Genomic DNA, 24,874 nt, shown 5'->3' with positions numbered 1-24,874 from the left:
CGCGTTGCCACCACCGACAAACCATTTTGGGGAATTCCATGATCGACTATTCCTTTCCGCCCCAACCATCCAGCTTCGTTCCCATCGCCGGATCGCGGCAGGTTTTTCCCGTCCGCCGTATTTTTTGCGTAGGACGCAATTATGCCGAACATGCGCGAGAGATGGGCTTCGATCCGAACCGCGAGGCCCCCTTTTTCTTCACCAAACCGGCCGATGCAGTCGTCCAAGATGGTGCCACGATTGCCTATCCGCCGTTGACGGAGAATTTCCACTATGAGGCTGAGTTGGTCGTCGCGATTGGCACAGAGGGGCGCAACCTGTCAGTGGAGGCGAGCCCGCTACATATCTGGGGCTATGCCGTGGGCAACGACCTGACGCGTCGCGACCTTCAGATCCAGGCGCGCGAGAAGGGGCGTCCTTGGGATTGGGGTAAGGCATTTGACAATTCGGCCGTCATTGGTCCCATCCATCCGGTTGACGAAGTGGGCCATCCGGACAGCGGGTCGATCCGGCTGACGGTGAATGGCGCGGTCAAGCAGGATGCAAACCTTGCCGAACTCATATGGTCGGTGCCAGAAATCGTCTCGATCCTGTCGCACTCGGTGACGATAAAGCCCGGCGACTTGATCATGACCGGTACGCCTGCGGGGGTTGGCCCGCTTGTCCCGGGAGATGTTTGCACCGTCTCGATTGAGGGCCTTGGAGACCTGATCACCAAGATTGGCCCACGCGAATGACACTTCGCCTGCACAACTTCTTCAGGTCGTCCACCTCGACCCGCTTGCGCGTGGCTCTCAACCTCAAGGGGCTGGAATATGATTATGTGGCCTATGTCCTGCGCAAGAATCAACACCGGAGCCCAGAATATCTGGCACTAAATCCAGCAGGGCTCGTGCCGGCGCTTGAATTGGAAGATGGCACGGTTCTGACCCAGTCGCTGGCCATCATCGAATGGCTCGACGAAACCTACCCCGACCCCCCCTGCTCCCGACCGACCCGCTCGGGCGGGCGCGGGTCCGGTCATTGGCCTATATGGTGGCTTTCGAGATCCACCCGCTCAACAACCTGCGCGTTCTGAACCGGCTAGGCACGCAGTTCGACGCTGACGACGATGCGGTGGCGCAATGGTTCGTCCATTGGGTAACGGCGACGTTCGATCCGCTGGAAGCCATGCTGGCCGGCAGTCGGGAGACGGGCCAGTTCTGCCATGGCGATGCTCCAACGCTCGCTGACATCTGCCTTTACAGCCAAATCTGGAATAATCAGCGCTTTTCAATTCCAATTGAAACCTGGCCGACAATTGCACGAATTTTTTCGGACTTAGACGGCCTCCCCGGCTTTCGCAATGCGGCGCCACCCAACCAGCCCGATGCCGAATGACCAAAATTGCAGGAGCAAGATCATGAGTGAAGCGCTCGATCACAGCACAGTCGACCATGCTATGCAGCCGGATGACACGCCCGAGCTGCGCGAGCTATATCGCGGGTTCGAAAAGCAGAGCCTGTTACCCCTGTGGACCCAGCTTGGCGACCTCATGCCGGTTCATCCCAAGTCCAGAGCGGTGCCGCACGTCTGGAAATGGTCAAAACTGCTCCCACTGGCTGAACGTTCGGGCGAACTGGTACCCGTTGGGCGGGGAGGCGAACGCCGCGCGATCGGGCTGAGTAATCCGGGCCTTGCTCCCCATGCCTATATCAGCCCTACATTATGGGCAGCGATCCAGTATCTAGGCCCACGTGAAGTCGCACCTGAGCACCGTCACAGCCAGAACGCCTTCCGCTTCGTTGTCGAAGGAGAAGGGGTCTGGACCGTGGTCAATGGCGATCCAGTACGAATGAGCAGAGGCGACTTGCTGTTAACGCCCGGCGGCAACTTTCACGGCCACCAGAACGCCACCGATAAGTCTATGGCCTGGATCGATGGGCTCGACATCCCGTTCAGCCAGCAGATGGACGTTGGCTTTTTCGAATTTGGTTCAGACAAACTTACGCGCCTCGAAACACCAGAATTCAGCCGGGGCGAGCGTCTCTGGTGTCATCCTGGACTGCGCCCGCTTTCGCAGCTCAAGGACAGTGTCAGCTCGCCTATCGGTGCCTACCGGTGGGCGCATACCGACGCAGCCTTGACGCAGCAACTCGCGCTCGAGGCGGAGGGGTATGCGGCCACGGTTGCCCCAGGCCATGCCGCAATTCGTTACATCAATCCAACTACGGGCGGAGACGTTATGCCCACAATCCGCCTTGAATTTCACCGTTTGCTCGAGGGCACCGAGACAAAAATGAGACGTGACGTCGGTTCGACCGTCTTCCAAGTCTTCGAAGGCAACGGCGCGGTTGTGATGGATGGCGAAACGCACAGTGTGGAAAAAGGGGACATGTTTGTCGTCCCGTCGTGGATCCCCTGGTCGTTGCAGGCCGAGACAGGCTTCGATCTGTTCCGCTTTTCGGATGCTCCCATCATGGAGAAGCTGGGCTTTATGCGAAGTTGGGTCGACGCGTGAGCTTGGCATTTTCGCTCGAGCAACGACACGGTATCGAACGGTTGCGCGTTTGATCCACAAGACCATAGATCCGACTTCTCACCCGAGCAGCTGTGCCGTTCTCGGGGCAAAGCGGGCAAGGCTCGATGTCGCCGGAACGTGAGCAGTATTGAGAGGCGGCAGCAATCCTCAAGCGGAATGTTTCGAGCATCATTGCCGTTCTTCAAAGTAGGTCTGAATGACCAGTCTGCGCCTGATCCTGATATGCCAAAGTGCAAGAAGGCATCCTGATCCTACTGGACTCTTTGTGCCATGGTGCTACCATACACCAGTGTTTGGAAAGGTTGGTTGGCGGAAAGGACGCGCTGTTGAGGTGGCGACCCAAACCAGCGCTTCGGTGATCGACAGCAGCGTGGTCATAGTCGGCCTTTTCACAATGTTGTTCCATTCCATGGATTCGCAGTCGAGGACGGTTTTCGTTGTCCCTGCAAGTCCTCCCAACTTATTGGATTGGTGATTTAATATGGCTGAGAAAATCACAGATTTCGACAGCATTGCTGCGGATATCTTTTTGCAAAAGCGGGCTGGAAAACTCAGCCATTTCGCCGAGATGATCTGGAACTTCCACCGGGACCGGATCGATGCCACGTTCGAGGGTGGTTGGGACAATGCCGCATTTCCGTGGGACCGCAACATGCATGGGTGGTGGAAATACCCGCTGGCATTCGCGACATACTCGATCCCCTCGGTGATCATGGTTGAGGAAGCCCGGTACGCGGAAGCTTCAATCTGTCTGAGGAAATCAATACTACTGTTCAAAGATACGCCGATCTGGGACGAATGGGTCAAGTACGGCCATGGGCCAGATCCGATATGCTGCCGGAATATCATGTACAAGGCGCATCTGCACGTCATGTACGGCTTGTATCAGCTCATTACCGGATCGCAGGAGTTTGAGAGGGAGTACATTCAGCTAACAGATATAATGAAAAAGGAGTTGAATGAAAATAGCGAAAATGAGGGATTTGAAGGTATAGTTTGTGAAGATGATCAATATTTTCCTGTATGTAATTCCCAGATAGTCATCGGAATGTCGATACATGACTTAATTTTTGGAACGAATTACTACAATGAATATGGAAAAAGAGTTGCTGATTTCATTGCAGACAGGATCAGTGATCCAGTGACCAAGATGATACTGTACAAGTATCATCCCTCCCATGACCAGGCTGAAGCCTATCTGTCCGGCGCTTGCAACACCTGGGGACTGACCCAATTGCATTATACCAATCCGGCAGACATGCAGACCGGCTATGAGAACTTCAAGCGTCTGCTCGTTGCGCAGCAACCGGATGGCGCGCTCTACCTCAAGGAATGTGTCCATGCCTCCGATCCCGCCATGGGGCTGGAGGAGAGTTTCGGGCTTCTATATGCGCTCGGCTTGGCGAGGGAGTATCAGGACCCTGACCTTTGGGCTGGTTTTATGAAGTACCTGGGTAAGACGTCTGGTATTGCGTATGTCGACGGAAGGGTCCGCCTCGTCGAAGTGACAAATGGGGAAGAGCATCACGCCAACAGCTACATCCTATGGGGCGCCCTTCACGAATCCTGGAACGCGGTCTTTCAGCATGATTGGAGCGCGCTGAGGGCCCGGCATCGGGCGGTGTTGTCATGATCGGTGCAGAGGCTTCGCGCCAAGACATCTGGGCGATGGTTGAAGACGGGCGGTTCACAGATCAAGTTGAGGCGCATTACAGGACGCTTCTGTTCGACCTGGACCTGGCTTGCTACAATAATTGCCACGTCTGTCACGTTCCTGGTTCGGGGTCGCTTTTTACAAGGCCATGGGCTTCATGGCCCTGACTTTGCCATCTGTAGCCTATATTGACCCGTTCAGAACCAGAGAGGTTGAGTATAATCTTAACCTGACCGCAAAAAATATCTGTAATCCAAATCTTTCCAACCCATTGAATATGTACGATTCTGAAAATGTCCGCGTCGTCCTGAGCGCCCTGTCGTATGAATTCTACCGATTGGTCAGCGGAAGGGGGCAATTCGATGAAAAATCTCGCGCATTCATCGAAGAAATAAAAGGAAAGATCATTAACAATTACCAATCTGCGCAAAATATTTTCGCGCTTGAAACTGTGACCGGTAGGTTCGAAATGTTTCCAAATCTACTGGCGATGCTTGCATTTGAAATTCATGATAAGATTCATGGGACAACTTATTCCGACGATAATGACAAAATTCTGGACGGTATAGGCGTTCTGTTACGCGATGATAAATCAGGACTGTTCTTCGAATCACTGCAAACTGGAAGTTTTGGTTTCGACAAGCAGGAAATGAATAGAGAGTCATTTTGGATCTCTAGAAATATTCGACCAAGATCCAATGCGTTGGCACTTAACCTGATGCATTATTTCAGGCCGCAGGAAGCTGAGGCGCTTTGGGAGCAGTTTAAGTTCGCATTTTCTGACGAATTGATGCGGATCGATTTAGGGGCGTTGAAAGGGAAGTCTGGACAGTCTTTCGTAACACCTCTTGGTTTTCAACTAGAGGATATTTTTTCAGCTCTTTGGTTGGCTAAAGAGATGCAAGATGTCAAATTTTTCAATTTACTGAACAATCGCATTTATGAAGTTTTAGAGCCGAAGCGTATAGAGGCTAAGATATTTTATGATCAGCTGGGGGAGGGTGGACCATTGGTTTCATACTTTAACCTTCTGGCCCAGTGCCATGTCGGCTGGAAGCAGCTTGTTGAAAAAGATTGGGCGCAGAGCTACCACAAAGACTATAATGTGGTCCGCTGATACCAGAATGCGATGAGCCTGACTCATCGCATTCTGCTTAAGCCCGTGCGGCGCTTGAGAATTTCCAGCGTGTGATGCGTCACCATCCCAGCGCGCTGGTATGAGACGATGCTTGATGTGAAGGCTTCGCAGCAGTTGGACACCCTGATTTACTGGTGGCGGTGAGGGTGTGAATGTGATTCCATCGTTTTGAGCGATGGAGGCGTATGTGTCTGTGCAGCGTGGCTTTTTCGATCTGGATGAGCGGTATGCGGCGCTGTCGGCGGCGGGCGATCCGCTGGAGAAACTCGTGGCGCTGATCGACTTTGAGATATTTCGCCCCGCGCTGGATGCGGCCCTGCAACGATCTGACGGCAGCAAGGGCGGGCGGCCGCCGCTGGACGCGGTGATGATGTTCAAGACGCTGATCCTGCAGACGCTCTACGGCCTGTCTGATGCGCAAGCCGAGTTCCAGATCCTCGACCGGCGCAGCTTCGGGCGCTTCCTCGGCCTCAACGATGGCGACAACACGCCCGACGAGACGACGATCTGGCGGTTCCGCGAGGGCTTGGTGCGCGCTAATGCCATCGACGCCTTGTTTGCCCGCTTCGACGCCCACCTCAGAGGTCTGGGCTATCTGGCCATGGGCGGGCAGATCGTCGATGCCAGCATCATCGCCGCTCCGCGTCAGCGCATGACCGACGAGGAGCGCGCCCTGGTCAAGGGCGGCGGCATTCCGGAAGACTGGGCCGCCAAGCCGGCAAAGCTCGCGCAGAAGGATCGCGACGCGCGCTGGACGCTCAAGCGCGGGCGCCGCAAGAAAGGCCCAGATGGCAAACTCATGGCCGAGATAGCCACGCCCATGTTCGGCTACAAATCCCACATCGGCATCGACCAGCGGCACGGCTTCATCCGCACGTGGGGCGCCAGTGATGCCGCCCGCTACGATGGCCGCGAACTGCCGAACCTGATCGATCCGGCCAACACCGGCAGCGCGATCTGGGCGGATACCGCCTATCGCAGCCAAAAGAACGAGCGGGCTATCCTGCGCGCGGGGCTGGTATCGAAAATCCACTTCCGCCGCGCACCAGGAAAGCCGCTTCCCACGCAGCGCCAACGCGCCAATGCCGCCCGATCCAAAGTGCGCTCTGCTGTCGAGCACGTCTTTGCCACACAGAAGCACCGCATGGGCCTGTTCATCCGCACGATCGGCATTGAGCGGGCCAAGGTGAAGATCGGCCTCGCCAACATCGCGTTCAACTTCAAACGCTTCCTCTACTGGGAAAACCGGGCGAGCACCGCATGATCACGCGGCCAAGGTCCCGAAACGGCCCGTAACGCCTACGCGGTGACCGGAAAATGCCCGGATATGGAAACCCGAAACGGTCGGCCTCGCACCTTCAGGTTATGCCCAGCACCGTGAGCGGGTAAATCAGGGTGTCCAGATGCAGACCAGACGCCAAATTCGTAGGTCCTGATCTGTAATTGCAGAGCTAGGCGGTGTTGATCCCCTGAGGGTTTCATGGATCTGTCCGCACTGGCCGGACCGGAGCCTGGTCGTGCTGTATCGGGTCTCACAGTAAGCGGTCGAGAACCCCCACATTTTCAATTGTGCGCTGATTGGTAGTTTCGCCTGTATGGATGGCGAGGTTGGTGATGAGCGACGAAACGGATTTCGAAACGAGTTTCGAAACGAATGCACTGGTTCGGCCTGAGCGGCTTGATGTGGTTGCCGCGCCGCGCGGGAGGCGCAGCTGGACGCCCGAGGCGCGGGCACGGATTATTGCGGAAAGCCTGGTGCCGGGGGTCAATGTGTCGGAAGTGGCGCGTCGGCACGGGATATATCCGCAGCAGTTGTACACTTGGCGACGCGGGTTTCAGGAGCACGCGGAAAAGATGCGGCCAGATTCCGCGCTGTTCGTGCCGGCGATGGTAGAGCACGTTGAAGAGCCTTTCCGCGAGACGCTGCGGGTCGTAGACGGCGAGATCGTGATCGAGACTGCGAGGCTGGCGATCCGGATACCAGCGGGAGTTAGCGCGGATCACATCGAGCGGGTATTGCTGGCGGTGCAGGCGAACTCGTGATTATTCCGCCGGGGCCGCTGAAGGTGCTGGTAGCGACGCAGCCCGTAGACTTCAGGAAAGGCATGGTGGGGCTCGCCGCGCTGGTGCAGAGTGAACTGCGTCTCGACCCGTTCTCGGGGATGCTGTTTATCTTCCGTGCTCGGCGGGCAGACAGGATAAAACTCCTGGTCTGGGACGGGACCGGTCTGGTGTTGGTGACGAAGCGGCTCCAGGATGGAAAATTCCGCTGGCCCAGGCCGGGAGACGGCGTGATGAAGCTGTCGGCGGCGCAAGCTTCCGCGCTGATCGAGGGCCTGGACTGGTCGCGTGTACACGTGCCGCGGGTGCCCAAGCCGCTGCACGCACAGTAGGTCTTACGCCCGATTCCCTTGGGCTCAAACCCGTTTCCCGCCACGCAAAATCGGCTAGACTGTGGGCGTGGAGGAGCATCCTGAACCCCTTGCGGCGACCGGTGTGGAAGCCGGATATGACGAGCTTCCTGACGACGTTGGGCAGCTCAAGGCGATGCTGCTGGCTGAACGCGCCCGTGCTGCACGGCTCGAACACATCCTGAAGCTGATCAACCGTACGACCTTTGGCAAACGTTCCGAAAAGATTCCGGCCGACCAGTTGGCGCTGGCTCTCGAAGACCAGCATGTGGCGCTCGGCGAGGCCGACGGACTGCAGGACAAGGCTGACGAGGAGGCCGAGCGCTACGGCCGCAAGCCGCGCCGACGGCGTGCACCTGATGCCGAGCGCGGCTCCTTGCCCGGACACCTGCCGCGCTTCGAGGTGGTCATCGAGCCCGGCAGTCTGGCATGCGGCTGCGGCGGCGCGCTGCATCGGATCGGTGAAGACCGTTCCGAGCGGCTCGACATCATCCCGGCGCAACACCGCGTGATCGTGACGGTCCGCCCGCGCTATGCCTGCCGCTGTTGTACAGATGGCGTCCAACAGGCACCCGCGCCGAAGCATGTGGTTCCCGGCGGTTTGCCAACCGAGGCGCTGATCGCCAATGTCCTGGTGGGCAAGTACTGCGACCACTTGCCACTTTATCGGCAGTCCCAGATCCTTGCTCGCCAAGGCATCACCATCAGCCGCGCCACTATGGCTGGTTGGGTTGGGCGCGGGATCGCGGCTCTGCTGCCGATCATCACCCGGATGCGCGCCGATGCGCTGGCAAGCGCGCGGTTGTTCGTCGACGAAACCACAGTCAAGGTGCTGGCGCCCGGAACCGGCAAGACGATGACCGGCTACATGTGGGTCATCGTGCGTGACGATCGCACGCATGGCGGCACCGATCCGCCTTTGGCGCTCTACACCTACCTGCCGGGACGTGGAAAGATGTGGGCCAAGCAGTTGCTGGGTTCATACCAGGGAATCCTGCAGGTCGACGCGTGGCAAGCCTATGACCAGTTCGGCAAGGAAGACGGCGCCAACGCTGGCGTCGAGAAATCCTACTGCTGGGCGCATCTGCGGCGCGGGTTTATAGACGCGGGCAGCGATGCCCCTGTGGCCCAGGATGCCTTGCAACGCATCGCTGCAATCTACGCGATCGAGAAAGACATCCGCGGGCGTTCGGCTGAAGATCGCCTTGCGGTCCGGCGGGAGCGAACGCAGCCGCTGGTCAACAAACTCCATGCCTGGTTCGTGGCCACTGCTCCGCGCATAATGGCGGGCTCAGCGACCAGCGACGCGATAAAGTACGCACTGAAGCGCTGGTCAGGCTTCACCCGCTTCCTCGACGACGGCCGCATCGAGATCGACAACAACGCCGCCGAACGAGCGATCCGGCCAGTGACTCTCCAGAGAAAGAATGCGTTGTTCGCAGGACACCAGCTCGGCGCCGAGAACTGGGCGGCAATCGCCTCGCTGGTCGAAACCTGCAAGATGCTCGACATCAACCCTTACGCCTACCTCACCGATGTGCTTACCAGGGTCATCAGCCGTGCGGACACTGATCAGGTCGACGACCTGTTGCCGTACAACTGGGTCAATACAAATGCCGGACAAACCGTGTTCGAAATGACCGGCATTGCCAGCGCCGCCTGACAACAAACATTACAACAGCAAACCACCGTCGCCGCGCCGTAAGGCAAGTGGGGGATTTTTACCGCTTACGGTCGATGCCGATATGATTTTTGTAGCCGAACATCGGGATGGCAAGGTCGACCGGCTTGAAGGCCTTGGGATCGGCGCCGTCCTTCACCTTGGCCTTGGTATACTTCACGCTCCAGCGCGCATCGCGATCCTTCTGCCGGTTCTTCGCAGGCTTGGCCTTCCAGCTCTCGGGGATACGGCCATCCTTGATCGCGGCCTTCTCCTCCTCGGTGTTGCGCTGTTTGGGTGCAGGCACCACCGTGGCATCGATGATCTGGCCACCCATCGCGAGATAGCCACGATCAGTCAGAGCCGCATCGAAACGGGCAAAGAGCTTGTCGATCGCCTTGGCCTGCACCAGGCGCTCGCGGAACAGCCAGACCGTCGTCGCATCAGGCACTGTGCCATCGAGCCCAAGGCCCAGGAACCGCTGAAACGACAAGCGATCCTTGATCTGGAATTCCGTTGCTTCGTCCGACAGCGAATAGAGCGCCTGTAGCACCAGGATCTTGAACATCATCACCGTATCGAACGGCGGTCGGCCACCCTTGCCACGGACACTGCGGCGCAGGGCGGCAATCAATGGACCCCGGAAAACCTCAAAGTCGAACACCCCGGCCAAGCGCTCCAATGGATCACCCGCTGCGCTCAAGGCCTCGTACCGGTCCGAAAGATCAAAGAAACCGGGCTGTCCCGCCATCATCGCCTCCGATCATCCACAAAGGCAGTGAATCACTCAGTGGCCCTCAACGCCAGAGTTTTCGAACCCTCCAGCTGGATCAATACAAATGCCGGACAAACCGTGTTCGAAATGACCGGCATCGCCAGCGCCGCCTGACAACAAACATTACAACAGCAAACCACCGTCGCCGCGCCGTAAGGCAAGTGGGGGATTTTTACCGCTTACGTCTCACAGAGGCGAACGTTGCATTGACTCGAAGCGGGCTTTGCAGCCCATCTGACTACCTTCGCAGATCGTTCGTCCCTGCGTTCCCTCGCGGGACACCGCCCTCGGATCAGCTTCGACGCTTCACCGCTGGCAAACAGGTTCTACTCTACCTTACGCTTGGAACAAAGTGCCGTCGCGCAGCATGGCATGCATTATGACAGCGAGGCGGCGGGCAAGGGCAACGCGAGCCTTCTTTAGGCCGTGACGCTTGGCGATCTTCATGGCCCATGACTTGAGCGCGAAGGTTTCCCGGCTTCGGGTGAGGATCGAGTTGGCAGCTTCGTACAGCAGCTTGCGCACGGTCCCATCTCCCTGTTTGGTGATCCTGCCTGTCCGATCTAGCTCGCCCGACTGATGACGTCGGGGCACAAGGCCGAAGTAGGCGCCGGCATTGCGCGATTGTCGGAAACGCCCCGCTTCATCCACTGCAGCGGCGAAGGCAGCAGATGTCTGCACGCCCACGCCCGGTATGGTCATCAGGATTTCGCAAGCCTGTGACTGGCTGGCGATGATACGCAGGCGGCGGTCCATTTCCTTGATTTGCCCGACCAGTTCTGCGCGCACAGACAGCAAGGATGCGATGGCGTCGCCAAGGCCCGGGATGTGGGCGGCCTGCATGATCCGTTCGAGGAAGGCCTTCCCTTGACCTGCGCCGGGCCGATAGCCGAACGTCGCGCAGAGACCACGGATCGTGTTGTCGAGCCGGACACGCGCTTCAACCAGATGGCTGCGTGCGGTGATGACGCTGCGAACGCCATGCGCTGCCGGAGATTTGACATGCACCTCCTTGTAGAAGCCGGTGCGTGCCAACTGTGCGAGGCCGGCGGCATCGTGAGGGTCGGTCTTGTTCGCCTTCATTGCCTTGAGGCTCTGGTGGGCCTGGCGGGCATCAATGCACACTACCGGGACACCCAGTTCACGCAGGCCAAGGCAGATCGCCGGCGACATGCGGCCCGTTTCGATCACCGCCCGCTCGATTGGACCGTATCGCTCCAGCATCATGGCGATCGCCTCCGGAGAGCTTTCCACTTTCTCCGACACGACCTTCCGACCATTGTCATCAACGATGCAGACCTGCGTGGATTCCATCGACAAGTCCAATCCGGCATAGTGCTTCATGGCTGCTTCCTTCCTTCAGGATTCGACAACCAGAAGTGTGCGCCCCAACCGAGCTCCGAGGGAAGCAGCCGCAATTACACGATGACTCCAGCATCCTAAGATCGGACAATGCAGGGATTGAGTATCGGACGCCTTGCCGCGTTCTGCCAATCCCTTCGAAGGCGATCACCTGGTGCATTGCACAAGGGGTTGAAAAGTTGCGCTACGATTCCAGCGCTTCGAGGCTTACCGTGAATTCCAGACCAGAATTTCTGGCACGCAGGCGCTGATTGCGGCCAGGTAGCGGTAATTCCAGGCCGTCGCCTACGAGGCGGCATTCGGTAATCGTACGCAACTGGTCAATGCGGGCATGAAGCGTGGGACCTGCATCGAAGATGTCGACATAGCCGTCGTAAACAAATCCTTCGGCTTCAAGCATTGCCTTGGCCGGAACTGCGTCTACGTGGGGGCGCCCGATCGCAGACTGCGCATCGAGTGGCAAGAGCGCAGTATATATGGGAAATTTAGGCATGAGATCGGCAATGAACTGATTGCCTTGGGTCGCATTGTATAGGTCGGCAGCATGAAATTCGCTGTCAAAGAATTTTCGGCCAACGGCCTCCCAGAATGGTGAGATGGCGCCATCTAGCCAGCCGCGCATTTCAGCAACTATAGTGCTTCCAAACCTCTCCCTGTGTTGAGAAATAAAGAGGTAGCGGCTGCGCGAGAGAAGTTGTCCCAGCCCCGCGGATCGGGCTTGTGGCGCCAAAAAGAGCCCGCCCACTTCCGAAGCGCCATCGAAATCATTGACCAGTGTTAGAATATGAGTCGAGAAATGTCGGCCAGTGCCATTGGAAACATGGGATATTCGGCTCAGCTTGTAGCTGTAGAATGGCCATCGGACCCCGATCTTCGAGTAAATGCTCGAGGTTCCAACAATTCGGCCCGTCTCAGTGTCTTCAAGGACGAACAGATAGAATTCATCCTGCGGTGAATCGATAATGACGCCGCAGGATTGCTCGCTCCACGCTACTCGTTCCGCCAGTACACCCCGGTCATGAGGAAAGTTGGTGAGGCCGCCCGCGGTCAATGCCGCCAGTTCCAGCAATGCATCCACGTCATTCTTGCATGCCATGCGCACTTGGTGCGTCATATCAGAGTTCCCCAATTCCAAAGCCGAGCATTTTCATCAGTGCTCCGCGTGCAGCACGGCATTCTGCCCAGAGTTCGGCGTCCGCCAGGTCGGACTCGGCAATTCTCTCCGGCCAATGTTCTTCTATGGTTCTCTCGAGCCTGTCACAGATCCTTTCGTCAACGAGGAACCTCTTGTCGACGGCTGCCAGCGCGCCCTCGCTCATGGCAACCCGTAGGCGCAAACAAGCAGGGCCTCCTCCATTACGCATGGATTCGCGAACCTCGACGATTTCCAATCGTGTGATGACGCCTTGGCCCACCACGCTATCGTTCAACCATTTCCACACAGCAGAGTTCTCTCGGCATTCGCCCGGTACGACCAGGGCCATTCCGCCGCAAGGCAGTGTGACCAGTTGCGAGTTGAACAGATAGGAACCCACCGCATCTGCAAGTGATACTCGATCCGAAGGCGCCTCGATAATCTGGACCGAAGGTACTCGCATGCGGATGGTTTCGAGGACTTGGTCGCGATCCTCGAAGGCCTGTTGGTGTGTCAACAAGACATTCTCGTTCGCGACCGCCACCACGTCATTGTGGAAGGCACCGGCTTCTATCGCCGCAGCACTTTGTTGGACGTGGAGTTGCCCCTCGGCGCTCAGGCCATGGCGCCGAGCCACGGCTTCCCCCGCGATCCGATTCTGCCGGGCGGGGTACCTGCCGCTTGAAACACCGTAAACGAAGATCTCGAGGCCGTGTTCGCCATGACTGGCTGTTAGCCGCATTGCATTGGCGGCTCCTTCGTCTGTTAGTCTTGCGGGGAGCGGGTCATGCACGGCGAACAGACGCTTATCGGGAAATGCCAGCCGAAGTTGTCGCACAGTCTGTTGTGCCTCGATGCTGCGATGGAGCATCGACGAAAGGTTTGCGACTGTCAGGTGGCAACGCCCGTCGCGCGTGTCGGGGCGGGCGAGACGGTCGCTGCATTAGCGGTCCACATCGGGGATGCGGAGAACACACTCGTCAGCAATGCCGGATCGCTTGCCCAGGCGGCGGAGTAGACGTCATCGTCGCTGCCTGCGAAACCAAGATCTCGTAGCCACGGAGCGAAAGGGCGGTCATGCGGCAGCAGCAGGCCTTGTGTTAGGCCAAGCCCGAGCATTCGCCGCATCTTGCCAATCCCCTGGATGGCCGCTTTTCGAGGGCTTGAGACCACGCCGGCATTCCGCGCAGAGGCGACATTTCCGAACGAGAGGCCCGCATAATTGTGGCTCGGGCCGACCAGACCGTCAAAATTGACTTCACGCACCATTGGAATGATCCCTTCGGGCTGATCGCAGGCCGCGAATGTCGCTGGTTTGGTCGATCACTGCTTCTGCTTCGAAGCTGGCGACCGGATAGGCGCAATAATCAGCCGCGTAAAAGGCGCTTGGCCGGTGATTGCCCGAGGCACCCAGCCCGCCGAACGGCATCGTCGCGGCGGCGCCGGTCGTGGGCCTGTTCCAGTTGCACACACCGACGCGTGCGCGAAGCGCATAGCAATCCCACAAGGATTGATCTGAAGAGATCAGCCCCCCGCCAGTCCGAAGGCGGTATTGTTGGCGACGCGGATAGCGGTGTCGAAGTCAGGCACTCGCATGACCTGGAGAAGTGGGCCGAAGATTTCCCGGTCAGGGACTTCCATGTCCGTTACGTCGACGATTGCGGGAGTCAGAAATGCACCCGAACGATCCGGCGGGGATAGCAAGGGCAAAACCACGCGCGCCCCGGATGCCACCAGCGCATCATAGGCGGCGCGCACGCGATCGGCAGCGTGAGCGGATACCAGCGGTCCCATTGCTGGCTCCGGAGCTTCGTCCCAGCTGCCGATCGACAAACGCTGCGCGTAGTCGACGACAGCTGCAAGCGTTGCGTCACCGACGCTACCCTTCGGGATAATGAGGCGACGCGCACACGAGCAGCGTTGCCCGGCCGAGATGAAAGCGGAGCTCACGACGATTGAGGCTGCCGCGTCCGGCATCCCGTCCCAAGCGATCAGGGGATTGTTGCCGCCGAGCTCGAGCGCAAGAATGACTTCTGGACGATCAACGAACTGGCGCCGAAGGTGTGCGCCGGTAGCGGCCGAACCAGTAAAGAGTAGGCCATCGATCCGGGATTCGGCGAGGGCGATGCCGGTGTCGCGCCCGCCCTGCACAATGTTGAAAACACCATCCGGCAGGCCAGCCTCTTGCAACAGACCATCAATGATTTCGCCAACGAGGGGCGCTTCCTCCGACGGCTTGAAGACGATTGTGTTTCCCGCAAGGAGCGCCGGAACGAAGTGCCCGTTGGGAAGATGGCCAGGAAAGTTGTATGGGCCGTAGACGGCCATTACACCATACGGCCTGTGGCGCAGCACCGACCGGCCGAATGCGGCCTCCCGCTCGGACTCGCCAGCGCGCTCGCTTTGGGACTGGATCGAAATCGCGACCTTGTTGGCCATGGATGCGACTTCTTGGCGGCCTTCCCACAAAGGCTTTCCGGTCTCACGGCCGATTGCCGCAGCGAGCCGTTCTGCGTGATCCGATATCATCTGCCGGTATCGCTCGACGAGCCGAATTCGCTCGAAAAGTGGCGTAGCGGACCAGCCATCGAAGGATCGCCTCGCACGTTCGACGGCCAGAGCGACTTCCTTCGGGCCCGCCGACCTTCCTTCCCAAACTGTTTCTCCCGTCGCCGGGCACACTGATCGGAAATTAGTCATACTGCGACCTGCAATGCGTCAACAGCAAGTAGTTCGCTTGCCTTCTCACAGGTCTGCTCGAACCGAATGAGGACCTCGCGCACTTCCTGTGCTGAAATGGTGAGAGCCGGCAAGAGGCGCACGACATTGTCTCCGCCACCCGTGATCAAGAGTCTCTGTTGGCGCGCAAGATTGATGAACTCCCGATTGACGACTGCTAGCTGCACACCAATCAGGAGGCCGAGCCCACGGATCTCGCGCACTATGTGCGGATAGCGAGCGGTTATGGATTCAAGGCCGGCACGGAATTCTTTAGCGCGCTGGTTCACGGTATCGAGAGTTTCTGCGTTGCTTATCTCATCGAAGGCCGCGATCGCGACGGCCATCGCAAGCGGATTACCGCCAAATGTCGAACCATGTGATCCAATAGTCATACCGATCGCGGCCTGCGCAGTTGCGAGGCAGGCAGAGACTGGAAAGCCTGCGCCAAGGGCCTTGGCAATAGCCATGATGTCTGGCTCGCAGTCCTTGATCCACTGATGAGCAAAAAGACGACCGGTGCGCCCCATTCCACACTGCACTTCGTCAAAGATAAGCAGTACGCCATTGCGCGAGCAGACTCGGCGAAGGTGTCGCAACTTCTTGGGATCGAGCGCTCGCGCGCCTCCTTCGCCCTGCACGGGTTCGACGATCACGGCCGCTGTGCTGGGCGATGCTACCAGTTTCTCCCAGGCAGCGACTTCGTCGAAGGCGGCATGACAAAAGCCCTGCATTGGCGGGCCGAAGCCGTCGAGATAGGCCGCATTGCCGGCAGCGTTCAACGCGGCGAAAGTGCGGCCGTGAAACGAACCTTGGAAGCCGACGATGTCGACGCGTTCATGATTGCCCTTGACCGAAAAATGGCGGCGCGCAGTCTTGATCGCGCATTCGATCGCCTCGGTACCAGTGTTGGCGAAAAAGGCCGTATCTGCAAATGTGGCGGCGATCAGGCGCTCTGCCAGCTGGGATTGTCCGGGAATTTGCAAGCCGTTGCCAACATGCCAAAGGCGTTCCGACTGGCGTTGCAATGCATCCACAAGTGCAGGATGGCAATGACCCAAGGCGTTGACGGCGACCCCCCGATGCAGTCGAGCCATTCTAAACCATTCTCATCGAACAACCAGCTTCCGAAACCCCTTACGGGTGCAATAGGCGCGGGTGCATAGACCGGCATCACCGAAGAGATCATATTCGCAGCCCCTTACCGAGTTGAGGTAATGAGAATATGCCAACATTCGCCGGATAATAGCGAAAAAGAGGCTAGCATTAATTACCAGAAGGAATGTTTGGGCCGTCTTTCGGAGCTGGTACACCTGCTGACGTTGTGATACTGCCGCGGCTCGGTGAGCAAGCAGGTCATCAGCGGCATTATCCTGCCTTGGCGCACGACGAGAAGGTGCAGTCCTTCAGTCAGTCGGCTGACAATCTGTCATTTTCCTGCTCGGCGATCAGTTGCGCCCGCAATGCGAGCGCATCGATCTCGGCGCTTGCGAGCTTGCAGAGTATCAGGGCTGAAAGCCGGGCCTGCTCTGCGAAACTTTCAGGCCAGGCGAACTCCTGTTCACTATGAATGTCGCCACCCCGAACGCCTAGTGTGTCGATTCCCGGGAGCCCCTGCGCAAGCAGATTGTTGCCTTCGCAGACGCCACCGGATGGCTTCCAGCCGATTGACAGGTCAAGTAGTGCGCCCAACTCGCGAACCTGGCCAAACAGGACCTGTTGGGCGTTGAAGAATGGCTTCGCCGGACGATGTACCCCGCCATGGACCTGGACGGATATGCCGCCTCCTTCCATTGTGGCGGTCGCAATGCGCACCTGCTCGTCGATCCAGATCGCACCCGCTTGGTCAGGGACTCGCACGTCGAGTCGCAGCACGGCACGGTCAGGAACCGAATTCAGCGCACCACCCCCATCGATGCGACCTACATTGATGGTGACGCCGTCCCGGACTCCGTTGAGATCTGCGAGCTTCGTAGCGATACGCGCAGCTGCGACCAGCGCGTTTCGACCGCTGGCGAAATCACGACCGGCGTGCGCGGCCCGCCCAAAAATTGCGATGTGGTAATTCCCCGACCCCTTTCGTGCTGATACGAGCGAACCATCGACAAGTGTAGGCTCGTAGGTAAGCCCTATGTGGCAGTTCCGACCAAGTTCGGCTAGCAAGGCGGCTGAGCCCATCGAGCCCGTCTCTTCGTCAGGGGACAGAAGCACCTGGAAGCCCAGCTGCGAAGCTAGCGGGTGGCGCTCGAATGCGGCGAGCGCACCCAGCATGACACTGATGCCGCCTTTCATGTCGGCGATTCCGGGGCCGTTGATGCTGCCATCGGCAAGCGGTCGAACTGCCTGAAACGGACTGTCAGCGGGAAAGACCGTGTCGTAATGTCCGGTCAACGCGACCTGAACGGGTGCTTCGGGGCGCAATCGGAGTAGGAGGGATTGCCCTGCCGGTGTAGCGCAAGCCTCGCCTCGCGTGTTTATCTGCAGTGCTTCGTCAAGCGAAATGGCTTCAAGATCACCATCAAAGGCACTTAGGACTTCGAATAGGCAATCAGCCATTGTGGCCAGCCCCAGCAGGTTGGAACTCCCGCTGTTTATCTCCGACCACTCGATCGCACGAGCAACCAAGTTCGGCCCTGTCTTCGCGACGGCATCCAGGACTGCTTGATCGGCATCGCTGATCTGGAACCGTCGAGTGCAGGATGGCCATTGCTCCACAATCAATCTCCAACTTGCCTTTGCCTTTATGGGGCGGCTTTGTTGCAACATGGCGCCCGCAATGCTTTTCCTCCCTTATGCGGCCCCCACATGATTAGTCAGGTAACGCCGCTCAGTGAGTCGCACTTCAGGCCCAAGCATGGATGTCAAATCAAGGGCTATGGATCCGCGATTGAACCTTTGATTGAGATCGGCAATCAGGAGCCAGAACACAAGCGACTTCGTTTCGCTGATATATGAGGTTTGTGAATGGAATCGACTCGCAAGCATCTTCCACCTCTATCCATGCTACTGGGGTTCGTTGTTGCCGCGAGGCACGGCACGATTTCTCAAGCGGCAAGGGAAACTGGCCTCACACAGGGCGCGGTAAGCCGGCAGATTGCCTCGCTCGAGGGCTGGGTCGGTTGTGAGTTGTTCGACAGGGTTGGACGCAATGTTGTGCTGAATGCTGCGGGAACGACCTATCTGGGCGAAATCGAACCTGCCCTCCGGCGTATCGCACGGGCAACGGGCAAGTTGATGAGCACGCCTGGGGGGCGGATCGTCGAAATTGCAACCTTGCCCAGTTTTGGCATGCGTTGGCTCGCGCCGCGCTGGAGCCGGCTATCTGCTCTCCACCCTGACCTCACGGTAAACATCTCCGCGCGATCTGAAGAATTCGACTTTGCTGTCGAGCCTTTCGATCTGGCTGTCCATGTCGGGCAAGCAGACTGGCCGAATGCCCAACATGACCTCCTTTTCAGCGAACGTGTCGTACCTGTGGTGGCTCCAGCGCTCGTCCGTGATCGCGCAATCCGCTCGCCGAGTGACCTCCGAAACATCCCTCTGCTCGTCCAGTCGCGACGTAAGGATGCTTGGAAGCGCTGGTTCGAAATTGTTTCCGTCCCTTACGAGGAGCCTCCCAGCACCACCAGTGTGGCCCACTTTTTGATGTTAGCCCAGGCTGTTGCTGCGGGAGCCGGCGCGGCCTTGTTGCCAACTTTCTTGATCGAGGCCGAGCTTCAATCTGGCAGTCTGGTTGTTCCTTTCGACGTCCCGTTGGGCGAGGACCGCAGCTACTACTTGGTCTACCCCAAGGAAAATCTGGAGAAGCAGGCCGTCAGACAGGTCCGGGATTTCATTTGCGGAGAGGCCAGCGGTCATCAGGCCTAGTGTCGGTCCGCCGCTCCTGAAGCCTATACCCATTATGTGTGGTTTCCCATCGCATGCTACGCCTGCTGGGTACGCGAGCGAACTCGCCGACCGATCATAGCGGTTGTCGCCAAGCCCATCGCGCATGCCAATGCGACGATTCCAAAGAGCATCCGGTAGCCGCTCTCGCCTGGGAAACTGTCCAGGAGAAAACCTGCAACTGGGGGCACGAAGATGTCGGGCGTAAAGCCGACCAACGAAATCAGACCGGTTGCTGAGCCAGTGCTCGATTCGGGAATCCGGCACTCCTCGATCAGCGCGAAATAGACCCCTCGGATCGCGAAGACAGCCAGCGATGCGCATGCAAGGTTTGCGATCATGATGGGGGCATTTTTTGCGGTTCCCGGAGATATCGCAAAGGTCATCATGCTTGCAACGAGGATGGCGAAGGCGAACACCACCGTCTGCCAAACTCCCCAACGGTCGGCTGCAAAGCCGGCCGCCATGGCTGCAACTGGCTTGAGCCAAATCTTCCCAACCGCAATGGCACTTGCCGCCGCAACCGACAGTTCCAGCATGCTCGAACTATAGGGCGTGAAATAATAGAGCGCCGTGTAGGCAGTGTAGCTGCTCAAGACGATCAGCGAGATCAGCCATAGGTCTGGATTTGGGAGCAATTCCCGCCATCCGCTGTAAGATGCTGCCTGCAATTTCGCGCCGCTCGGTGCTGCGCGGTCGAGCGTGAAAAACGCGATGATCCCAAGTGCGATGTTCAAAACGGCAAAGCCGATGATGACCGTGCCGAGCGCGCCGCTTGTGCTTCCCGCCCAAGCAAACACCGCGACTCCGGCCGCTCCAATAGCGCCTTCTGTAACGCCGCGGACACTTTCGAGCAGGCCAAAGGCGCGGCCCTGGCTCCCGGCGACCGCCCATTCGCGTGTTGCGCGGATCATTGTGCTCCAGCACACAACGGTCATGGCGCCCCAAAGCACGTAGAGGAGAAGGGTGAATGGATAGGACGGAAACGAAGCGAAAAACGCTCCACCTATGCCGGTTCCGATCAACCCGATCGGAAGCAGAGTGCGAGGCTTGAACCTGTCAGCAAGCCAGCCTCCCGGGACGTAGCCGATTAGTGATGCCAGGCCATATGCCGACGAAAGACTGCCGATCTGCACATTCGTTTGGCCGAGAGCGAGACGCAGGGGATCGTAATAGATTTCATGCAGAAACGGGAACAGAAACAGCGTGGTACCTGCGCTGCCCAATACCAGCATTGTGATTGACCTGCGCAAGCCTGCCCCCGTATCTTGCATGTCAGTAAGCAGAGTGTTCAGAACGGGAGCGTTTCGCGATGTCCTCGTGTCCGAGTGCACTTGGTGAAATCACTTTGGTAAGCCGACAGCAAGTTCTTCTGATTCTCAAAATACGCATTGCCGCAATGCCTTCCGCCATTCCGTCAGGGACCCTGCGCCCAGTTCCTTCGGACATGTTCTGCAATTCCGTCTCACTCTCGGATTTGCCGACACAGTCGGCCCGAAGCCTGTTGCAGATTGATGGATCGGCTTAGCCAAAAAGCCTGGGCTTATCTGTCGCCTCCAGCTGCAATGGAATTGGAGGCAATTGACCTGCTGAAGAGAAGTAGGGGGAGCAGAGCCAATACAGCACAGCCAAGCGCCAAGGCTCCGATTTGCTGATACGTTCCTCCGTTCAGCAGGATCAGCCCTGAAATCGCGGGTGCTGATGCGCTTCCGATTCCCTGACCTCCACGCGCAACCGCGGCGAGCGGCGCTCCACCCGAGGCGGCAGCAAGGCCGAGAAGATATGGCAGAGTGAAGACATAGGCAGTGCCGGACACGCACATGGCAATTGTAAGCATCGTCTGGTCGCCCGAATGGGTAACCGCATAGGCGCCTAAGCCGGTTATCAGGTACCCAAGGACCAACGGTGGTGTCCTTCCGAACCGGGTGCCAAGCCGATGCGCCAAGGCAGGTCCGGCTAGAGAGCAAGTAGCAGAGATAGCCATTGCATAGCCGGCTTGAGCTTCGGTCACACCGATAGATTGGGCGATACCTTCAATGAAGTAGTAATATCCGTTTGCCAAAATCGCGAGGAGTGCAGCGACAAGGCCCAGCGTAACCGCGCGGGCGTCGATAGTGGCAAGATGTTGCTTCGCCGTCGTGTCGACCACCTGGGCTCGTGGAGGGATGTTTCGGAGCAATGGGACGAGGGCCAACACAACAATGCCCAAGGCTACGAAGATTCCGCGCGGACCAGCCCAGTCAGGCAAGAGTGGCAAAGTCACAAAGAGCATTACTGCCAATCCCACGACGGCGGCCCATATGAGAGCAAACGTTCTATCCGCATTGGGGGTTTCCGCAGCGGTTGCGGCAATTGCAGCATAGAGCAGCCCCTCACCGATCCCGCCTATCAAGCGTGACACAACGAGGAACTCCGCGCCATGGCTCAATGCTGAGCCAGCATAGCCAGCCAAAACCAGCAACGCACCTGCGAAAGCTAGCTTTCTTCGGTCAAGACGCAACAGGTAGGGCGCCAGTCCAATCGATACCAGCGATGCACAGGCGATCTGCCCCGCAATGATGAAGCCGATCCAACCTTCAGGAATCGCGTAGGCCTTGACTATGCCGCCAACCACAAAAGGCATCGTATAACCGCCAATCTCGGCAATCAGCGATCCCGCAAGCATTCCCGAAATCGAGGCGAAGCGTCCAAGCAAATTTTGACCTTCCGAACTCCAAACACTAGTGTATGGTAGAGAGGTTGTTTCAAGAGTCCAGAGGGCAGGCGAGTCACGTGACCGATTTTTTCGATGCAATTGTGGTAGGCGGTGGTCACAACGGTCTGACTGCGGCCGCATATCTTGCCCGTTCGGGTGCAAGAGTTCTGGTCCTCGAGCGTCGCCAAATTGTGGGCGGGGCTGCCGTGACCGAGGAAGTGATGCCGGGGTGCCGTGTGTCATTTTGCTCGTATATCGCCAGCATGCTTACCCCCGCCGTGGTCAAGGAACTGGGGCTCGCTGATCATGGGCTGAAAATGGTCGCATGCGACCCGGCGCTTAATGTGCCGACATCCGATGAGGGCCTCGTGACGCTTTGGTCCGATCCGTTGCGGACTGCGGCAAGCCTTCGGACCTACAGTCGGAAGGATGCCGACAACTTCGTAGCGGTCGAGCATCAACTCAAGGCGCTCGCTCGCTACCTGCAGCCGTTCTTTCTCAAGCCTCCGCCGGCTCTGAGCGGGAGCTTGGTCGACCGGCTCGGGGAATTGGCATCAATGGCCCGCCAATTCTGGGGAATCTCGCGAGATGAAATTGCATCGATGACGCGGTTTCTGACCGGCTCCCTCGCCGAATTTCTCGAGCGACACTTCGAAAGCGAGGAGACGCACCGGCTCTTTCTGGCCAACAACGTTTACGGCAAGCATGGGGGCCATATGATCCGGGCTCGACCCTAGGCTTGTTGTTCCACCTGTTGGGCGGTGGTGATAATAGCATCCAGGGCTTCAGCGGCCATGTTATCGGGGGGATGGGATCAGTCAGCGATGCGCTGGCCAACGCTGCCCGGGGCTTTGGCGCCGAAATCATCACGAATGCAGAGGTTGCGCGGATCTACGTAAAGGGCGGGCGGGCATCCGGCGTCGAGCTGGTCGATGGCCGAGTGTTTCACGCCAAGGCGGTCGTGTCGAATGCGGACCCAAAGCGAACGTTCCTTGGGTTGGTCGACGCGGAACATCTCGACCCGACATTTCGATCGGACATCGCCGCCATCAAAATGGCCGGTCCTTCGGCCAAGGTGAACATGGTCCTGAGCGAGCCACCTTCGATCAGGGGCATGTCGCTCGACGCCACTCCGGCGGAACGCGCGGTCTTTTCGGTCATGGGCAGCATGGAGGCTATGCAGCGCTGCTATGATGCCTCAAAGTTCGGCGAAGTGGCAGACGAGCTGTGGGTCGATTGCGTGGTTCCAAGTTTGGTCGATCCCACGCTCTGCCCGTCGGACCGCACCATGCTCACTTGCTTTGTCCAGTATGTTCCTTTTCGGCTGCGAGAGGGGGACTGGGACTCGCGACGTGAAGCGCTCGGCGATCAGGTGGTGCAACAGATTGGCCGGGTCGCGCCCAACGTCCCTGGCAGCATCGTCGCACGTAAAGTCATCACACCGCTGGATTTGGAGCGCACCTACGGACTGACCGAAGGCAACATCTTCCACGGGGATCTCAATCTCGCCCAGTTGTTCTTCATGCGCCCGCACCCCGATTGGTCGGGCTACCGCACGCCTGTGGCCGGTTTGTATCTGTGCGGCGCGGGCACGCACCCCGGTGGGGGCGTGACGGGAGCTCCTGGCCGGAATTCAGCACAAGTCATTCTGAAGGATTTGCGCCGATGAGCCGATATTCGGCGTTCGCGCTTCTCAGGAACTGGCTTGGTGGCAATACGGATTGGGATCCGGTTTGGCGCTCCCCCGAACCGGCGAGCAGCTACGATGTGATTATCATCGGAGCTGGCGGCCACGGCCTTGCGACCGCCTACCATCTGGCCAAGCACTACAGGCCTGGACGCATTGCTGTGATTGATAAGGGGTGGCTCGGCGGCGGTAACACCGGCCGCAACACGACCATCGTGCGCTCGGACTATTTCTACAAGGAAAGTGCCGACTTCTACGACCATTCGCTCCGTCTCTATGCCAGCCTTTCGCAGGAGCTCAATTTCAACATCATGTATTCCGCCCGCGGAATCCTTAATCTCGCGCACAGCCGGCACGAGGTCGATTTTCAGCGCCGAATTGTGAACGCGATGCAGTTGAACGGGATCGATGCCGAACTGCTCGGACGGGAGGAAGTGCTCAAATTCTGTCCTGTCCTGAATGGCGATCCTAATGCAAGGTTTCCCATTTACGGGGCCATGCGCCAGAAACGAGGAGGGACTGTCCGGCATGACGCGGTAGCCTGGGGCTATGCACGGGCAGCCGATGCCCTGGGTGTCGACATCCTTCAGAATACCGAAGTCACCGGGTTCCGCCGGGACATCAGCGGCGGTGTGCAGGGCGTCGAAACAAGTAAAGGCTTCATTGGTGCGACCAAGGTGGGGATCGCCACGGCCGGTCATTCGTCAGTGGTCGCGCAGATGGCCGGTTTCCGATTGCCTGTCGCCAGCTATGGGCTCCAAGCCTTTGTCTCCGAACCGGTCAAGCCCGTCTTGCACACCGTGATCGGTTCAGCCGTGATCGGAAGCTATTGCAGCCAGTCGGACAAGGGCGGCATTGTGTGCGGTGGCGGCATCGATCCCTATCCGTCCTTTGCCCAGCGCGGAAGCGCAGCGACAATGGAAAAAGTGCTTGCCGGCATCGTCCAGCTTGTTCCGACCTTCAGTAGTCTGCGCCTCCTGCGCCAATGGGCTGGAATCGTCGACTACACGGCCGATAGCTCGCCGATCATTGACCGCAGTCCGGTACCGGGGATTTATCTGAACGTCGGCTGGGGCGGAGGCGGGTTCAAGGCGATCCCGGCCGGCGGTGAGGCTTTTGCGCACTTGATCGCGAAGGATGAGCCCCATCCGCTAACCACCGCCTTCGGACTCCAGCGTTTCAGGGATGGCGCGCTCATCGACGAAGCTGCGGCAGCCGGGATTGAACACTGAC

20 protein-coding genes and 3 pseudogenes are annotated in these 24,874 nt (G+C 58.5%); 14 read left to right on the top strand and 9 right to left on the bottom strand.

Annotation, left to right across the window (positions count from 1 at the left end):
* Nucleotides 1-38: 38 nt before the first annotated feature.
* The 10 genes from C7W88_RS16305 (at nt 39) to C7W88_RS16265 (ending at nt 9,387) form a co-directional block, all read left to right on the top strand.
* Nucleotides 39-737: a fumarylacetoacetate hydrolase family protein gene (locus C7W88_RS16305; protein WP_199558135.1), complete on the top strand. Its 699-nt coding sequence runs from the start codon at nt 39-41 to the stop codon at nt 735-737.
* On the top strand, nt 734-1,078 hold the full coding sequence (locus C7W88_RS23195; protein ID WP_205525213.1) for a glutathione S-transferase N-terminal domain-containing protein: 345 nt from the start codon (nt 734-736) through the stop codon (nt 1,076-1,078). The genes C7W88_RS16305 and C7W88_RS23195 overlap by 4 nt, the downstream gene beginning before the upstream one ends.
* A complete protein-coding gene (locus C7W88_RS23190) occupies nt 1,024-1,380 on the top strand; it encodes a glutathione S-transferase C-terminal domain-containing protein (protein ID WP_205525212.1) in 357 nt (118 codons plus the stop codon). The genes C7W88_RS23195 and C7W88_RS23190 overlap by 55 nt, the downstream gene beginning before the upstream one ends.
* 22 nt (nt 1,381-1,402) lie before the next feature.
* The gene (locus C7W88_RS16295) at nt 1,403-2,500 is read left to right on the top strand and encodes a cupin domain-containing protein (RefSeq protein WP_118074830.1); all 1,098 of its coding nucleotides are present in this window, start codon (nt 1,403-1,405) and stop codon (nt 2,498-2,500) included.
* 502 nt (nt 2,501-3,002) lie between these two features.
* Nucleotides 3,003-4,154, top strand: a complete 1,152-nt coding sequence (locus tag C7W88_RS16290; RefSeq protein ID WP_118074341.1) for a hypothetical protein — start codon at nt 3,003-3,005, stop codon at nt 4,152-4,154.
* Between the two features lie 169 nt (nt 4,155-4,323).
* A complete protein-coding gene (locus C7W88_RS16285; RefSeq protein ID WP_205525211.1) occupies nt 4,324-5,292 on the top strand; it encodes a hypothetical protein in 969 nt (322 codons plus the stop codon).
* 208 nt (nt 5,293-5,500) lie between these two features.
* Nucleotides 5,501-6,577 carry an IS5 family transposase gene (locus tag C7W88_RS16280; RefSeq protein WP_118074829.1) on the top strand — a complete coding sequence of 359 codons (1,077 nt, stop codon included), beginning with the start codon at nt 5,501-5,503 and terminating at the stop codon, nt 6,575-6,577.
* 350 nt (nt 6,578-6,927) lie between these two features.
* A complete protein-coding gene (locus C7W88_RS16275; RefSeq protein ID WP_162896113.1) occupies nt 6,928-7,356 on the top strand; it encodes a transposase in 429 nt (142 codons plus the stop codon).
* Nucleotides 7,353-7,706 (top strand): IS66 family insertion sequence element accessory protein TnpB, encoded by a 354-nt coding sequence (tnpB, locus tag C7W88_RS16270; RefSeq protein WP_225010923.1) that lies wholly within the window; start codon nt 7,353-7,355, stop codon nt 7,704-7,706. Before C7W88_RS16275 ends, tnpB begins: the two co-directional genes overlap by 4 nt.
* Nucleotides 7,707-7,860: 154 nt before the next feature.
* Complete coding sequence (locus C7W88_RS16265) at nt 7,861-9,387, top strand: IS66 family transposase (RefSeq protein ID WP_118074827.1); 1,527 nt, start codon at nt 7,861-7,863, stop codon at nt 9,385-9,387.
* A gap of 67 nt (nt 9,388-9,454) precedes the next feature.
* Here C7W88_RS16265 and C7W88_RS16260 read toward each other — a convergent pair.
* The 7 genes and pseudogenes from C7W88_RS16260 to C7W88_RS16230 form a co-directional block, all read right to left on the bottom strand.
* Nucleotides 9,455-10,135, bottom strand: a pseudogene (locus C7W88_RS16260) (transposase); the annotation flags it as partial.
* Between the two features lie 360 nt (nt 10,136-10,495).
* Nucleotides 10,496-11,503 (bottom strand): IS110 family transposase, encoded by a 1,008-nt coding sequence (locus C7W88_RS16255; protein ID WP_118074339.1) that lies wholly within the window; start codon nt 11,501-11,503, stop codon nt 10,496-10,498.
* A 202-nt stretch (nt 11,504-11,705) separates the two neighbouring features.
* Nucleotides 11,706-12,635: an arginine N-succinyltransferase gene (locus C7W88_RS16250; protein WP_118074338.1), complete on the bottom strand. Its 930-nt coding sequence runs from the start codon at nt 12,633-12,635 to the stop codon at nt 11,706-11,708.
* Nucleotide 12,636: 1 nt separating this feature from the next.
* Nucleotides 12,637-13,925 (bottom strand): annotated as a pseudogene (locus C7W88_RS16245) (N-succinylarginine dihydrolase).
* Nucleotides 13,915-15,356 (bottom strand): annotated as a pseudogene (astD, locus tag C7W88_RS16240) (succinylglutamate-semialdehyde dehydrogenase). The pseudogenes C7W88_RS16245 and astD overlap by 11 nt, the downstream one beginning before the upstream one ends.
* On the bottom strand, nt 15,353-16,471 hold the full coding sequence (locus tag C7W88_RS16235; protein ID WP_240344723.1) for an aspartate aminotransferase family protein: 1,119 nt from the start codon (nt 16,469-16,471) through the stop codon (nt 15,353-15,355). The pseudogene astD and the gene C7W88_RS16235 overlap by 4 nt, the downstream one beginning before the upstream one ends.
* Nucleotides 16,472-16,784: 313 nt before the next feature.
* Nucleotides 16,785-18,140 carry a hydrolase gene (locus C7W88_RS16230; RefSeq protein ID WP_118074337.1) on the bottom strand — a complete coding sequence of 452 codons (1,356 nt, stop codon included), beginning with the start codon at nt 18,138-18,140 and terminating at the stop codon, nt 16,785-16,787.
* 198 nt (nt 18,141-18,338) lie between these two features.
* Here C7W88_RS16230 and C7W88_RS16225 point away from each other — a divergent pair, with 198 nt between their 5' ends.
* Nucleotides 18,339-19,241, top strand: coding sequence for a LysR substrate-binding domain-containing protein (locus tag C7W88_RS16225; RefSeq protein WP_118074336.1), 903 nt, complete (start codon nt 18,339-18,341; stop codon nt 19,239-19,241).
* A 56-nt stretch (nt 19,242-19,297) separates the two neighbouring features.
* Here C7W88_RS16225 and C7W88_RS16220 read toward each other — a convergent pair whose 3' ends face one another.
* Together C7W88_RS16220 and C7W88_RS16215 are read right to left on the bottom strand one after the other, a co-directional pair.
* Nucleotides 19,298-20,494 (bottom strand): nitrate/nitrite transporter, encoded by a 1,197-nt coding sequence (locus C7W88_RS16220; RefSeq protein ID WP_162896112.1) that lies wholly within the window; start codon nt 20,492-20,494, stop codon nt 19,298-19,300.
* A gap of 308 nt (nt 20,495-20,802) precedes the next feature.
* Nucleotides 20,803-21,924: an MFS transporter gene (locus tag C7W88_RS16215; RefSeq protein ID WP_162896111.1), complete on the bottom strand. Its 1,122-nt coding sequence runs from the start codon at nt 21,922-21,924 to the stop codon at nt 20,803-20,805.
* 107 nt (nt 21,925-22,031) lie between these two features.
* On the opposite strand from C7W88_RS16215, the gene C7W88_RS16210 reads away from it, so the two are divergent.
* The 3 genes from C7W88_RS16210 to C7W88_RS16200 are packed head-to-tail and all read left to right on the top strand — an operon-like array spanning nt 22,032 to nt 24,873.
* Entirely contained in the window at nt 22,032-22,691 is a 660-nt protein-coding gene (locus C7W88_RS16210) for an NAD(P)/FAD-dependent oxidoreductase (protein WP_162896110.1), read from the top strand.
* 2 nt (nt 22,692-22,693) lie between these two features.
* Nucleotides 22,694-23,623 (top strand): NAD(P)/FAD-dependent oxidoreductase, encoded by a 930-nt coding sequence (locus C7W88_RS16205; protein WP_205525210.1) that lies wholly within the window; start codon nt 22,694-22,696, stop codon nt 23,621-23,623.
* The gene (locus C7W88_RS16200; protein WP_118074332.1) at nt 23,620-24,873 is read left to right on the top strand and encodes a sarcosine oxidase subunit beta family protein; all 1,254 of its coding nucleotides are present in this window, start codon (nt 23,620-23,622) and stop codon (nt 24,871-24,873) included. Before C7W88_RS16205 ends, C7W88_RS16200 begins: the two co-directional genes overlap by 4 nt.
* Nucleotide 24,874: the final 1 nt, after the last annotated feature.

This window comes from Novosphingobium sp. THN1, assembly GCF_003454795.1.
Classification (GTDB): Bacteria; Pseudomonadota; Alphaproteobacteria; order Sphingomonadales; family Sphingomonadaceae; genus Novosphingobium.
Note: the sequence above shows the minus strand (reverse complement) of the source record. Positions and strands in the feature narration are given on the sequence as shown.